Genomic DNA, 13494 nt, shown 5'->3' with positions numbered 1-13494 from the left:
AAGCTGGTCGAGAAAGGCGTGACGGTGAAGTACGCCATCCACCCGGTGGCGGGCCGCATGCCGGGCCACATGAACGTACTGCTGGCCGAGGCCGAGGTGCCTTACGACCAGGTCTTCGAAATGGAGGACATCAACAGCGAGTTCGGCCAGGCGGATGTGGTGCTGGTGCTGGGCGCCAACGACGTGGTCAACCCGGCCGCCAAGACCGATCCCAACTCGCCGATTGCCGGCATGCCGATCCTGGAAGCCTACAAGGCCAAGACCATCATCGTGAACAAGCGCTCGATGGCCGCTGGCTACGCGGGCCTGGACAACGAGCTGTTCTACATGGACAAGACCATGATGGTGTTCGGCGACGCCAAGAAGGTGGTGGAAGACATGGGCAAGGCGGTCGAGTAAGCACGCCGGAAGCACCAGATACGGGCATCCGCCCGTATCTGCCGCCACGAAGAGCGCGACACTGTCGCGCTTTTTTCCATCTCGCCGAGGTCCGGTTGCGCGCGAGCGCGAGCGCGCTATACTGGTTTCCGGTCACCGGCCATGGCACGCGCCGGTCACCCAAAAAGGGCCAGGTGTAGTCCAGCGCGGTGGGCCGCTCCGAACCGATCCGTCCGCTGGCCTTGCCGCGCCGGATCTCCAGCCGCGCCAAACCACCCGCCCGAAGTATCTGCCGACAGCGGAGCCGAACGCAACATGACATTCAACCCCCAGGACAGGAATCTGTCGGTCTTCCATCACCCGATCCTCACGGTGCTCGTCGACGACAGTAAATCGTTCATCGACAGCCTGGCGTTCCAGATGGATCCGTCGCGGCCGGTGGTGACCTTCACCGACCCCCGCGAAGCCCTGCAATGGATCCGCGAGACCTACACCACACGCTCGACCGGCTTCCTGCCCGTGCGGGTCACGCATGACGACCTGACCTTCCTGACCGAGCGGCGCACCGTGCAGCTCGATATCGACCGCATCTACCGGCAAATCCACGACTACAACCGCTTTGTGCAGCCGGGCGTGATCGTGGTTGATTATTCGATGCCGCAGATGAACGGGCTGGAGTTCTGCCAGGCCCTGCAGGACCTGCCGTGCAAGACCATCCTGCTGACCGGCACCGCCGACGAAGGCATTGCCGTGCAGGGCTTCAACCATGGGCTGATCGACCGCTACGTGAAGAAGCACGACAGCAACATGGTCGAGCGGCTGGACCAGGAGATCGACGCGCTCCAGCAGCAGTATTTCGCCACCCTGTCGCGCACGCTGCGCGACCTGCTGACGCGCCACTCGTTTTCCTTCCTGTCGGACCCCGCGATCTGCGAGCGGGTGCGCCAGGTCACCGCGCGCTACGGCTTTGTCGAGTACTACCTCTACCCCAACCCGGCCGGCATCCTGATGCTGACGGCGCAGGGCCAGGCCACGCTGATGGTGATCGAGACACGCGCCGGCCTGATCAACCAGGTGGAATCCGCGGAAGCTTACGATGCGCCGGCGGCCCTGATCGAGGGACTGCGCGAGGGCCGCATCGTGCCTTTCTTCTGGCCAGGCAATGGCATGTACACGCCGGCCTGCATCGACTGGGAGCAATATTGCCTGCCGGCCGAGCGCTGCGAAGGGCGTGAGGATTATTTCTACGCGCTGTTCGACCTGCCGCGCCATCTGCTGCAGGAGCCGGTGGTCAGCTTCCAGGGCTTCCTGGACGATTTTGCCCGTCACCCCGAGCGGGTCACCGGGCGCGCAACGCGCTAAGCCAGGCAGCGCAGGACAGGCTCGCTCTCCTGCGCTTGCCGCATCAGGCCGAAGGCTGCGCCGGGGCGTTGCGGTTGCCGCCTCGCACCATGTCGAAACGGAACAGCCGGCATTCGATATTGCCGTTGTACAGCGGCGTGCGGCGCGACTCCTTGAGCCGCAAGCGGCGCGGCAGCGTCAGGTCGCCAGTGAACACCCATGCCTGCCAGCCCGCGAAATGCTGCTTGAGCGTGGTGGCAAAGGCGCTGGCGAACTGATTGGCGGCCTCGTCATCGATCTCGTCGACCGGTGCTTCGTCCATCGGCCGCCGGCGTTCTCCCCGCACGGCAATCCGCTCGCCATACGGCGGGTTCATCAACATCAGGCCGGGTGCCGCGAACGGCGGCTGCGCAAAGCGCGCATCCACCTGCTTCAACCGCACTTCGCCGGGCAAGCCCGCGCGTTCCCAGTTGGCTTGCGACATCGACAGCAGGTCCGTGGAAATATCGCTGCCGGCGAGTTCCAGAGGCTCGGACGCGACGCGCTTGCGCGCGGCCTCCTCGTCATCCCGCGCAGCCGCCTTCAGCGCATTCCATGTCTTGTTGTCGGCGCCCTTCAGGCGCTCGAAGCCAAAGCTGCGGTTCGCGCCAGGGGCCAGGCCAAGGGCCACCTGGGCCGCTTCCACCAGGAAGGTGCCGCTGCCGCACATCGGATCGTAGAACGGGCGTTCGGTCTGGCCTGGCACCCATCCGGCCAGGCGCAGGATGCCGGCAGCCAGGTTTTCCTTCAGCGGCGCCTCGCCCTTCTCCAGGCGCCAGCCCCGCTTGAACAGCGGATCACCCGAGGTGTCGAGGTAGAGCGTGCAATCGTGCTCGGTCAGATGGGCATAAATCCGCACATCCGGATTCACGGTATCGACGCTGGGCCGCTCGCCCGAGCGCTCGCGCATGGCGTCGCAAACGCCGTCCTTGATACGCAGGGCGATGAAGTTCAGGCTCTGCAGCGGCGAGCGATGGGACGTGACGTCCACCCGGAGCGTCTCATCCGGCGTGAACCAATGATCCCAGCGCTGGGCGCGCACCAGGTCATAGACGTCGTCTTCGCGCCGGTAGCCGCGGTTGGCGACCCGCATCAGCACCCGGCTAGCGATGCGCGAATGCAGGTTGACTGCGTAGGCCGCGGCCATCTCGCCCGAGAAAGTGACGCCACCGGGCATTTCGCGATGGACCTGGATGGGGGCGAGCCTGGCCAGGCCGGGCCGGGCTGCGATCTCGTGCAACTCTTCGGCAAGTGCGCTCTCGAGGCCGCGCGGGCAGGAGGCAAAAAAGGCTTGGGACATGGCTTGGGAATTCCTGCAAACAAAAACGTCCGCCGTAGCGGACGGGGTCGGATAGCGCGCAGTGTACCGCGCTCCGGGGCTTCAGCCCGCCGCGAGGGCGCGATCGAGGAAGTCCAGGCGGTCCTGGCCCCAGAAAGGCTGGCCGTCATAGACGTACCACGGCGCGCCGAACGCGCCGACGGAAACCGCGTCCTGGGTGTGCTGCGTATAAGCGGCCTGGACAGCCTGCGCGTCGCTCGCCTTGAGCAACGCCGCGCCTTCCAGGCCGATGCTGTCGGCCAGCTGCGCCAGCGTGGCGGCGTCAGCGATATTGCGTTGCTCGGCCCACAGGGCGCGGCCAATGGCGCCGATCAGCTCCATCGCGCGGGCGGTGCCATGGGCCAGCTGCACGGCGATGACCAGCTTGCTGGCGGCGTCGCCGGAGACCGGGAAAAAGGTCGGCTGCGGGTTCAGCGGCAGGCCGAGAAACTCGCTCCAGCGGGCCAGCTCGACCAGGCGGTAGGCCTGGCGCTGCGGCGGACGCTGCGCCAGCGGCAAGCCACCCGAAACAGAGAACACGCGGCCCAGGTCGCAGGGCTTGAGATTGACTTGCACGCCATGCTTGGCTGCAATCGCGGTGAAGCGTTCGTGGCCAAGGTAGACGAAAGGCGATTGCGGGGTGAGATAGTAGTCGACCTGCTTGCTCATCATGTCCTCTGGACGGAGTGGGGCGAGACAACCGCGCGGTGAACGCGGCAATGCTGCGTGAAACGAATGAAATACGATACGAGAAAAAACCCAAACCCGGCGGCCCGCACAGGCGATGCGCGCGGCCGCCGGCCAATGCGCGTCAGAACGGCTTGACCACCACCAGGATCACCACCGCCAGCAGCACCAGCACCGGCAACTCGTTGAACCAGCGATAGAAGGTGTGCGAGCGCGTATTGCGCCCGCCCTCGAACTTCTTGAGCAGCACGCCGCAGCCATGGTGATAGCCGATCAGCACCAGCACCAGCGCCAGCTTGGCATGCATCCAGCCCTGCCCCGGACCGCGCCCGATCCCGTAGCCGATATACAGCCACAGCCCGAACACCAGCGCCGGCACCGCCAGCATGGTCATGAAGCGGTAGAGCTTGCGCGCCATCAGCAGCAGGCGCTGCACGCTGGCCGGCTCGCGCTCCATGGCGAGGTTGACGAAGATGCGAGGCAGGTAGAACAGGCCAGCGAACCAGGAGACAACGAAAACGATGTGCAGCGCTTTAACCCAGAGCATCTGGCCTTTTTTCTGGTTAGGTTCCCATGGGAACGCATGGGAACGGTGAAACGGTGGGGCTGCGCGACGGGAGGCGGCACGGGACGCGTGCCGCCAGCCCGCTCAGGTACGGATCTCGCCGTGGCCGAACACCACGTACTTCAACGAGGTCAGGCCTTCCAGACCGACCGGGCCGCGCGCGTGCAGCTTGTCGTTGGAGATGCCGATCTCGGCGCCCAGGCCGTACTCGAAGCCATCGGCAAAGCGCGTCGACGCATTGATCATCACGCTGGCCGAGTCCACCTCGCGCAGGAAGCGCATGCCAGTGGTGTAGTTCTCGGTGATGATGGAATCGGTATGCGCCGAGCCATAGGTATTGATGTGCTCGATGGCCTCGTCCAGCCCGGCCACGGTGCGGATCGCCAGCACCGGCGCCAGGTACTCGAGCCGCCAGTCTTCTTCGGTGGCGTCGACCAGGCCGGTGAAACCGGCGGCTTCCAGCGTGGCGCGGGTGGCGGCGCACACGCGCAGCTCCACGCCCTTTTCCTGGTAGATGCGGCACAGCGGCGGCAGCGCCGCGGCGGCGACATCGCGCGCGACCAGCAGCGTTTCCATGGTGTTGCAGGGCGCGTAGCGCTGGGTCTTGGCGTTGTCTGCGACGCGCACCGCCTTGTCCAGGTCCGCGTCGACATCGATATAGACGTGGCAGATGCCGTCCAGGTGCTTGATCATGGGCACCCGCGCTTCTGCCATCAGGCGCGCGATCAGGCTCTTGCCGCCGCGCGGCACGATCACGTCGACGTATTCGGTCATGGTGATGAGGCGGCCAACCGCGGCGCGGTCGGTGGTCGAGATCACCTGCACCGCTTCGGGCGGCAGGCCGGCGGCGGCCAGGCCCTCGGCCACCAGGGCGGCGAGCGCGGTATTGGAATCGATCGCCTCGGAGCCGCCGCGCAGGATGGTGGCGTTGCCCGACTTCAGGCACAGCGCGGCTGCGTCGATGGTCACGTTGGGACGCGACTCGTAGATGATGCCGATGACGCCCAGCGGCACCCGCATCTGGCCCACCTGGATGCCGGTGGGACGGAATTTCATGTTGCTGATCTCGCCGATCGGGTCCGCCAGCGCGGCGATCTGCTCCAGGCCGGCGGCCATGGTGTCGATCGCCTTGTCCGAGAGCGTCAGGCGGTCGATGAAAGCGGCGTCCTGGCCGTTGGCGCGGGCACGCTCCACGTCGCCGGCGTTCACGGCTTTGAGGTGCGCGGCGTCGCGGCGGATGGCGGCGGCGATGGTCAACAGCGCGCGGTTCTTGTCCGCGGTGGAGGCGCGCGCCATGGCGCGGGAGGCGGCGCGGGCCTGCTGGCCGACGCGGTCCATGTACTGCTTGAGATCGAGCTCGTTCATATTCCTGGCCAGGGGACCCGGCCCTCAATGCTTGGTTTAGCTTTTTTTTTGTCGGCTACGGCTGGCTATGCGGGTCGCTGGCAGTGATCTCCAATGACCGCGCTACCGGCTACCGGCCTGCGGGCTTACCGGGCGATGGTCAGCGCCAGCTGCAGCAGGCCATCCCAGGGCTCGGCCGGCATGCCTTCGGCGCGCAGGCCCTTGACCTGCCGGTCCAGCTTGGCGGCCATGCCCAGCGCGGCTTCCAGCTGCGCCAGCGAGAGGCGCTGCGCGGCCTGCGGCACCAGCTTTTCGCGCGGGCCCCAGATACGCAGTTCACGCGTCAGGACACCAATCTGCTTGCCTGCCGCCAGCCCTTGCCGGACCTTGGATAATACGCGAATTTCCTCGGTCAGCGCCCACAGCACCAGCACCGTGGCCTCGCCCTCCCCGCGCAGCCCTTCGAGCATGCGCACCAGGCGCGGCACGTCGCCGCTGAGCATGGCTTCGGAGAGCTTGAAGACGTCGTAGCGGGCCACGTTGAGCACCGCATCGTGCACCTGCTCGAAGGTCAGCGGACCAGCCGGATACAGCAGTCCGAGCTTCTGGATTTCCTGGTGAGCGGCCAGCAGGTTGCCTTCGACCTTGTCGGCGATGAACTGCAGCGCGCGCCGCCCCGGTTCACCGGGCTCGACCCGCTGCTGCTGCAGCGCCAGCCGCTCGCCGGCCCAGGCCGGCAGCCGCGTGCGGTCGACGGAATCGACCTTGATCGACACGCCGGCGGCGTCCAGCGCCTGGAACCAGGCCGACTTGGCCGTGGCGAAGTCCAGCCGCGGCAGCGTGATGAACATGACCACGTCCGGCGAAGGCTGGGCAGCCACCGCGCGCAGCGCCTCGCCGCCGTCCTTGCCGGGCTTGCCGGAGGGAATCCGCAGCTCGACGATCTTGCGATCGCCGAACAGCGACATCGATTGCTGCGCCTGGACCACGTGGCCCCAGTTGAAGCCGCGCTCGGAGGACAGCACCTCGCGCTCCGTGAAGCCGGCCTCGCGCGCAGCCTGGCGCAGGCGGTCGACCGCCTCTAGCACCAGCAGGTGCTCGTCGCCATGCACCACGTAGAGCGGTGCCAGGCCGCGTCCCTTGGCCTGGCGCAGGTGCGCTTCGAGTCCGTCGAGCTTGAGCTGCATGCCGTGCGCTTCTTTCCTCTGTCCTTGCCTATTGAGCTTGTCTGGCCGGCGCTTCTCGCGCCGCTCAGATGGCCTTGACCGCGCTCAGCCGGCGAATCAGCTGCTGCACGATGTCACGCTGCATGTCGCGATAGAGCTGCTGCTCTTCGTAATCCTTGGCCAGCGTGTTGGCTTCGTTGTAGGTCAGGTCGCGCGTGAGCACCAGCTGCGACGGCGCGATCAGCTCCTGGCCGCCGGCGTCACGCAGGCGGAAGGTGAAGCGCTGCGTCAGGCGGTACTCGCGCACCACGCCAGTGGTGGTGATCGACAGCACCGTCTTGGTACGCGTATCCTGCAGCACATCGAGCAGGGCGTCCGCTTCTTTCGGGTCGGTCACGATCTGCGTGTCCGATCCGTTGCGGATGGCGCGGCGCAAATCGGAGCCCATCAGCGTATTGGGCGGAATGCTCACATACAGCCGCTTGAATGCAAAGTCCGCGTTGCCGCGCATGTGAAACCCGCAGCCGCCCAGCAGGCCGGCCAGCAGCAGCGTGGCCAGGACCTTGCGGCGGCCCTGCAGCGGTCGATCCAGCTTCTGTCCATCCATGTGGGCAGCTCCCTTGTTGGCTTCTCTGACGCTAGTTACAGCGTCACGTTAAAGAACCACATTAACGAGGCGGCCCGGGACCACCACGATCTTCTTCGGCGCGGCGCCGTCAGCGAACTTGGCAACGATCTCGCTGGCGGCAGCCATCGCCTCGATGGCGGCGCGGTCGGCGTCGGCCGGCACCTTCAGGCTGCCGCGCACCTTGCCGTTGATCTGCAGCACGAGGTCCAGCTCGCTTTGCACCAGCGCGGATTCGTCCACCTGCGGCCAGGCTGCGTCGAGCAGATCGCCGTACTGCGTGGCGTAGCCAAGCTCTTGCCACAGCCCGTGGGTGACGTGCGGCACCACCGGATACAGCACGCGCAGCAGGATGCCCAGGCCCTCGCGGCGCGCGGCGGGCGTGGCCTGCTTGGCGTCTTCCAGCGCGTTGAGCATCTTCATGGTCGCCGACACCACGGTGTTGTACTGGATGCGCTGATAGTCGTAGTTGGCCTGCTTGAGCACGCTGTGGATCTCGCGGCGCAGCGCTGCGTCGGCGTCGCCGGATGGCACGGCATTGCCCGCCGCCGCAATCGCCTCGGCGTTGGCATAGCCGTAGTTCCACACCCGGCGCAGGAAGCGCGAAGCGCCCTCCACGCCCGAGCCGCTCCACTCGAGCTGCTGCTCGGGCGGCGCGGCGAACATGACGAACAGGCGCGCGGTGTCGGCGCCGTATTGGTCGATCAGGGCCTGCGGGTCAATGCCGTTGTTCTTGGACTTCGACATCTTCTCCACGCCGCCGATCACCACCGGCTGGCCATCCGCCTTGAGCACGGCGCCCAGCGGGCGGCCGCGCTCATCGGTGCTGACGTCGACTTCGGCCGGGTTGAACCAGGTCTTCTTGCCCGCCGCGTCTTCGCGGTAGTAGGTATCGTTGAGCACCATGCCCTGCGTGAGCAGGTTGGAGAACGGCTCGTTGAACGTGACCAGGCCCATGTCGCGCATGACCTTGGTCCAGAAGCGGGCGTACAGCAGGTGCAGGATCGCGTGCTCGATGCCGCCGATGTACTGGTCCATCGGCATCCAGTAGTCGTTGCGCGCATCGACCATGGTGGCCGCGTCCGGGCAGGTATAGCGCATGTAATACCAGCACGAATCGATGAAGGTATCCATGGTGTCGGTCTCGCGGCGCGCCGGCTTGCCGCACGACGGGCAGGTGCACGCGAGGAAACGCGGATCCTTGGCCAGCGGGTTGCCGGTGCCGTCCGGCACCAGGTCTTCCGGCAGCACCACCGGCAGGTCCTGCTCCGGCACCGGCACCACGCCGCAGTCGTCGCAATGGATCAGCGGGATCGGCGTGCCCCAGTAGCGCTGGCGCGAGATGCCCCAGTCGCGCAGGCGCCAGGTGACCTTCTTCTCGCCCAGGCCCTTGGCACCGAGATCGGCTGCGATGGCTTGCACCGCAGCCTTGTAGTCCAGGCCGTCGTATTTGCCGCTATGGATGCAGGTGCCGTGCTCCTTGTCGCCATACCACTCCTGCCAGGCTTCGGTGGAGAACGGCTGGCCCTTTTTGGCGTCAACCATATCGACCACTTGCTTGATCGGCAGGCCGTACTTGTTGGCAAAGGCAAAGTCGCGTTCGTCGTGCGCGGGCACGCCCATCACAGCGCCGTCGCCGTAGCTCATCAGCACGTAGTTGCCAACCCACACCTCGACCTGCTCGCCGGTCAGGGGGTGCACCACCTTCAGGCCGGTGGGCATGCCCTTCTTTTCCATGGTCGCCATATCGGCTTCCATCACCGAGCCGTGCTTGCACTCGTTGATGAAGGCGGCCAGTTCAGGATTGGTCGCGGCGGCATGGGTGGCCAGCGGGTGCTCGGCGGCGACCGCGCAGAAGGTCACGCCCATGATGGTGTCGGCGCGCGTGGTGAACACATAGAGCTTGCCGTCGCCGATCAGCTTGCCGTCGTCACCGGCGATGGCATGCGGGAACGCGAAGCGCACGCCCACGCTCTTGCCGATCCAGTTCTGCTGCATGATCTTGACGCGCTCGGGCCAGCCCAGGTCGTCCAGGTCGCCGAGCAGTTCCTCGGCGTAGTCGGTGATGCGCAGGTAGTACATCGGGATCTCGCGCTTTTCAACCAGCGCGCCCGAGCGCCAGCCGCGCCCATCGATGACCTGCTCGTTGGCCAGCACGGTCTGGTCGACCGGATCCCAGTTCACCGTGCCAGTCTTGCGGTAGGCGATGCCCTTTTCCAGCATCTTGAGGAACAGCCACTGGTTCCAGCGGTAGTAGTCCGGGCTGCAGGTGGCGACTTCGCGCGACCAGTCGATGGCCAGGCCCATCGACTGCATCTGCCGCTTCATTTCAGCGATGTTGTTGTAGGTCCAGGCCGCCGGCGCCACGCCATTGTTGAGCGCGGCGTTTTCCGCCGGCATGCCGAACGCGTCCCAGCCCATCGGCATCAGCACGTTGTGCCCGTTCATGCGCAGATGGCGCGCCATCATGTCGTTGATGGTGTAATTGCGCACGTGGCCCATATGCAGCTTGCCCGACGGGTAAGGCAGCATCGAGCAGGCATAGAACTTCGGCTTCTCGCTGCCGTCGGCCAGCTTCGCCTCTTCCGATACGCGGTAGGCATCGATGGCTTGCCAGTGTTGCTGGGCGGCTTGTTCAACGGCTGAGGGAAGGTATTTGTCTTGCATGTTCAGGACAACGGCGCGGTGCGTCGGCGTGCGAAAAGCGTGGAAAAGATAAGCGGCGGGCAAGCCTTGCGGCGCCCGCCTGCGCTGGAACGGCGAAAGTGCCGATTATAACCGTCGGCACTTGCGGCGCAGGGCGTGCCGGGGGCCTTACTTCAGGCCAAGCACGTCCTGCATGTCGAACAGCCCGGTGGGCTTGTCGGCGAGAAAGCGCGCCGCGCGTAGCGCGCCCTCGGCATACGACTGACGGCTGGACGACTTGTGCGTGATCTCGATGCGCTCGCCGGTGCCGGCGAACATCACGGTGTGGTCGCCCACGATATCGCCGCCGCGCACGGTGGCAAAGCCGATGGAATTGGGGTCGCGCGGGCCGGTGTGGCCTTCGCGGGCAAACACGCCGCAGGTCTTCAGATCGCGGCCCAATGCCTTGGCCACCACCTCGCCCATCGCCAGCGCGGTGCCCGACGGGGCATCTACCTTATGGCGGTGGTGCGCCTCGATGACTTCGATGTCGTAGCCGGAAGACAGCAGCTTGGCGGCAACTTCCAGCAGCTTGAACGTGGCATTGACGCCCACGCTCATATTGGCGGAGAACACTACGCCGATGTGCTTGGCAGCCTCGGCGATGGCGGCACGGCCGGCGTCGTCAAACCCGGTGGTGCCGGTGACCACCTTGACGCCCAGGCGCTTGGCCGCTGCCAGGTGCACGAGCGTGCCCTCGGGCCGGGTGAAGTCGATCAGGCAGTCGGCGCCAGCGAGGGCAGTCTCGATATCCGAGGTGATCACCACGCCCGTGGTGCGGCCCAGCAGCAGCCCGGCATCCTGGCCCAGCGCCGGGGCGCCCGGCACATCCAGCGCGCCCGACAGGGTGACGCCTTCGGTGGCGAGTACGTGTTCGATCAGCATACGGCCCATGCGGCCGGAGGCACCTGCGATGGCGATATTCATGGCGTGTCAGCAGTCAAAATACAAGCCGGCCGCGTGACGCGGCCGGCATTCGGGCCTGAAGGCTCAGTTGGTCGGGCTGGCGGGGCCACCGGCCTCGGCGGATGAGGCTGCGGCAGCCGGCGCTGCCGGCGCAGGCGCTGCGGCGGGAGCGGCATCCGTGGCTGCGGCCGGGGCGGCAGCCGCTTCCGAAGCCGCGGCAACGGTCTCGGCCGGTGCCTTGGGCGTCGGTACCTTGCCCGCCTGCATGGCCTTCATGCCGTCGATTTCGGCAATCAGCTCGTATTCGGACGGCAGCTCGTCGCCACCGAACTTGACCAGCTTGTCGCCATCGAAGAACACGGTATAGCGGCGCTGCTGCACCACCGGCGTATTGCCGCGGCGGAACGAGAACACGTAGTCCCAGCGATTGCCGTGGAACACATCGGCCAGCAGCGGCGTGCCGAGCAGGAACTTGACCTGCTCGCGCGTCATGCCTTCACGCAACTGCGCGGCAGCTTCACGCGAGACAAAGTTGCCTTGCACGATATTGATACGGTACGGCGTGATCGCGTTGGCGACCTTGCGCGACGTATTGTCATAGGTGGAGCACGCAGCCGTTAGCAGGGTAGCTGCAGCCAGCACAGTAGTAACCAGCGTCGGACGCATGGCGGACGAACGAAATGAACGCATGTATCTCGCTTCTAGAAGGGAGAGAAAAGTGCCGATTCAGGCCCTCACGGCGCTTACCATGAGGCGGCAGCGGCGATGGATCATCGCGAGCGCAGCCTAGGGCAGGTGACCGAGCCCCGGGCAACCGCCGGGGCGACTTTTGCCGCCAAAACCCTTATGATTCAACTATCCAGACATTGTACTCTAGGGAGTCACGCCCATGCCGAGTCCGGCGGACCTCAAAAATATCGGTCTTAAAGCGACCGTACCGCGTCTGAAGATCCTCGAGATCTTCCAGACCAGCGAGCAGCGCCACCTCAGCGCTGAAGACGTTTACCGCATCCTGCTCAACGAACAAATGGATATCGGCCTTGCGACCGTCTATCGCGTGCTGACCCAGTTCGAGCAGGCTGGACTGCTGTCGCGCAACAACTTCGAATCCGGCAAAGCCATTTTCGAGCTGAATGAAGGCAAGCATCACGACCACCTGGTCTGCATCGATTGCGGCCGCGTGGAGGAATTCTACGACTCCGAGATCGAGCGTCGCCAGCAAAGCATCGCAACCGAGCGCGGCTTCGCGCTGCAAGAACACGCATTGTCGCTCTATGGCAGCTGCACCAAGCACGAGTGCCCCCACCGGCCCAAGCGCTAAACCAGCCGCGGCCTGCCCCGCGAACATAAAAAAACCGGCGCCAGCGCCGGTTTTTTTATTTCAAGCCTGCTTCACGATTCCGTATGATCCTGCTCGGCAACGATGTGCAGGCCGCGCGCAGCCGCCGGCACGCCGACGAATTCGCCTACGACCTGGCGGAACAGCCCGCGTGCCCACACCAGCATCGGGTGGGTGTTGCGGCTGCGGTGCCAGAACATGTTCAGGCCCAGCGTGGTGTTGAGTTCTGCCGGCAAGGGGAAGGCCTTGAGGCCGTAGGTCTCGCAAGCCATGTCCTTGGTCAGCGCATTGACCGTGAAGATCATGTCGGTCTGCGCGGCCAGCTCCGACTGTGCGCGCCAGGAATGCACCGTCAGCGTTGCATTGCGCTTTAGCCCGCGCTGCTGCAACGCGTAGTCCAGCGGGATCAGCGACGGTGCCGGACGGCCATTGCCGCCGGAATGCGCCATGAAGATGTGGCCGCAGTCGAGATACTGCTCGAGCGTGCAGGTGCCCTTGAGCACAGGATGGTTTTTACGCGCGCAAACCCAGAGGTTGAGCGAAGTCACCATCTCTTCCACGATTTCGGGGTGCCGGGTCGGGAATGGCGAGAACGCCAGGTCCAGCTCGTTGCCGCGCATGGCGGCCACATCCGACTCCCAGGAATGGGATTCGACCAGCTTGATATGCAACTCCGGCGCCAGTTGCTTGATGCGCAGGATAAAGCGGTTGAAGACCGTATCGCCCAGCTCGGCGGCAAAGCCGATGTTGAGGGTGCCGGTGGCGGTAGCGGGGTCGAAATTATCGGCGTCGCCCTCGTTGATCGAGGACCACAGGTCCAGCATGTCGCGAATCTTCGGCCCGAGTTCCAAGGCTCGCGGTGTCGGCGTCAGGCCGTGCGGCACGCGGATGAAGAGGGGATCGTCGAAAATCTCGCGAAGGCGGCCCAGCGAATGCGAAACCGCAGGTGCGGTCATATGCATTTTTTCCGCGACATAGGTCGCGTTTCGCTTGCTGAGCAGCTCGGTAAAAATCACGAGCAGCTTGGTATCCACATTCACCATGATCTCACCCAGGTTGGATTGGGAATTGGGAATGACCGTATCGTCACTTGCATTGGCT

General features: G+C 65.4%; 13 protein-coding genes. 3 read left to right on the top strand and 10 right to left on the bottom strand.

Going from position 1 to position 13494, the window contains the following annotated elements:
• Both AC07XB_RS18970 and AC07XB_RS18965 read left to right on the top strand, forming a co-directional pair.
• Positions 1 to 399 (top strand): NAD(P)(+) transhydrogenase (Re/Si-specific) subunit beta (locus AC07XB_RS18970; RefSeq protein ID WP_493688082.1); only part of this gene is annotated, 399 nt, incomplete at its 5' end.
• Between the two features lie 294 nt (positions 400 to 693).
• Positions 694 to 1740, top strand: a complete 1047-nt coding sequence (locus AC07XB_RS18965) for a response regulator (protein WP_492372943.1) — start codon at positions 694 to 696, stop codon at positions 1738 to 1740.
• Between the two features lie 43 nt (positions 1741 to 1783).
• On the opposite strand, the gene AC07XB_RS18960 is transcribed toward AC07XB_RS18965, so the two are convergent.
• From AC07XB_RS18960 to AC07XB_RS18920, 9 genes are all read right to left on the bottom strand, one after another.
• Positions 1784 to 3058 (bottom strand): THUMP domain-containing class I SAM-dependent RNA methyltransferase, encoded by a 1275-nt coding sequence (locus AC07XB_RS18960; protein ID WP_492807985.1) that lies wholly within the window; start codon positions 3056 to 3058, stop codon positions 1784 to 1786.
• A gap of 81 nt (positions 3059 to 3139) precedes the next feature.
• Complete coding sequence (locus tag AC07XB_RS18955) at positions 3140 to 3745, bottom strand: 2-hydroxychromene-2-carboxylate isomerase (RefSeq protein WP_043349543.1); 606 nt, start codon at positions 3743 to 3745, stop codon at positions 3140 to 3142.
• A gap of 142 nt (positions 3746 to 3887) precedes the next feature.
• Positions 3888 to 4310 (bottom strand): CopD family protein, encoded by a 423-nt coding sequence (locus tag AC07XB_RS18950; protein WP_150985938.1) that lies wholly within the window; start codon positions 4308 to 4310, stop codon positions 3888 to 3890.
• A 102-nt stretch (positions 4311 to 4412) separates the two neighbouring features.
• Positions 4413 to 5693, bottom strand: a complete 1281-nt coding sequence (locus tag AC07XB_RS18945) for a glutamate-5-semialdehyde dehydrogenase (protein WP_183035257.1) — start codon at positions 5691 to 5693, stop codon at positions 4413 to 4415.
• A 125-nt stretch (positions 5694 to 5818) separates the two neighbouring features.
• Entirely contained in the window at positions 5819 to 6859 is a 1041-nt protein-coding gene (gene holA, locus AC07XB_RS18940; RefSeq protein WP_492807988.1) for a DNA polymerase III subunit delta, read from the bottom strand.
• Positions 6860 to 6923: 64 nt separating this feature from the next.
• Complete coding sequence (locus tag AC07XB_RS18935; RefSeq protein ID WP_052494686.1) at positions 6924 to 7445, bottom strand: LPS-assembly lipoprotein LptE; 522 nt, start codon at positions 7443 to 7445, stop codon at positions 6924 to 6926.
• A gap of 48 nt (positions 7446 to 7493) precedes the next feature.
• A complete protein-coding gene (gene leuS / locus AC07XB_RS18930; RefSeq protein ID WP_492829140.1) occupies positions 7494 to 10130 on the bottom strand; it encodes a leucine--tRNA ligase in 2637 nt (878 codons plus the stop codon).
• A 147-nt stretch (positions 10131 to 10277) separates the two neighbouring features.
• Positions 10278 to 11075, bottom strand: coding sequence for a 4-hydroxy-tetrahydrodipicolinate reductase (gene dapB, locus AC07XB_RS18925; protein WP_492372940.1), 798 nt, complete (start codon positions 11073 to 11075; stop codon positions 10278 to 10280).
• A 63-nt stretch (positions 11076 to 11138) separates the two neighbouring features.
• Positions 11139 to 11744, bottom strand: coding sequence for an outer membrane protein assembly factor BamE (locus AC07XB_RS18920; protein WP_492372939.1), 606 nt, complete (start codon positions 11742 to 11744; stop codon positions 11139 to 11141).
• A 199-nt stretch (positions 11745 to 11943) separates the two neighbouring features.
• On the opposite strand from AC07XB_RS18920, the gene fur reads away from it, so the two are divergent.
• The gene (fur, locus tag AC07XB_RS18915) at positions 11944 to 12375 is read left to right on the top strand and encodes a ferric iron uptake transcriptional regulator (protein WP_043349559.1); all 432 of its coding nucleotides are present in this window, start codon (positions 11944 to 11946) and stop codon (positions 12373 to 12375) included.
• A 71-nt stretch (positions 12376 to 12446) separates the two neighbouring features.
• Here the strand turns inward: fur and AC07XB_RS18910 are convergent, their stop codons facing one another.
• On the bottom strand, positions 12447 to 13436 hold the full coding sequence (locus AC07XB_RS18910; protein WP_492829138.1) for a LysR family transcriptional regulator: 990 nt from the start codon (positions 13434 to 13436) through the stop codon (positions 12447 to 12449).
• Positions 13437 to 13494: the final 58 nt, after the last annotated feature.

This window comes from Cupriavidus sp. GW821-FHT02F09 (genome assembly GCF_059421605.1).
The sequence above is the reverse complement of the archived record's forward strand: the minus strand, read 5'-3'. Positions and strand labels throughout refer to the sequence as shown.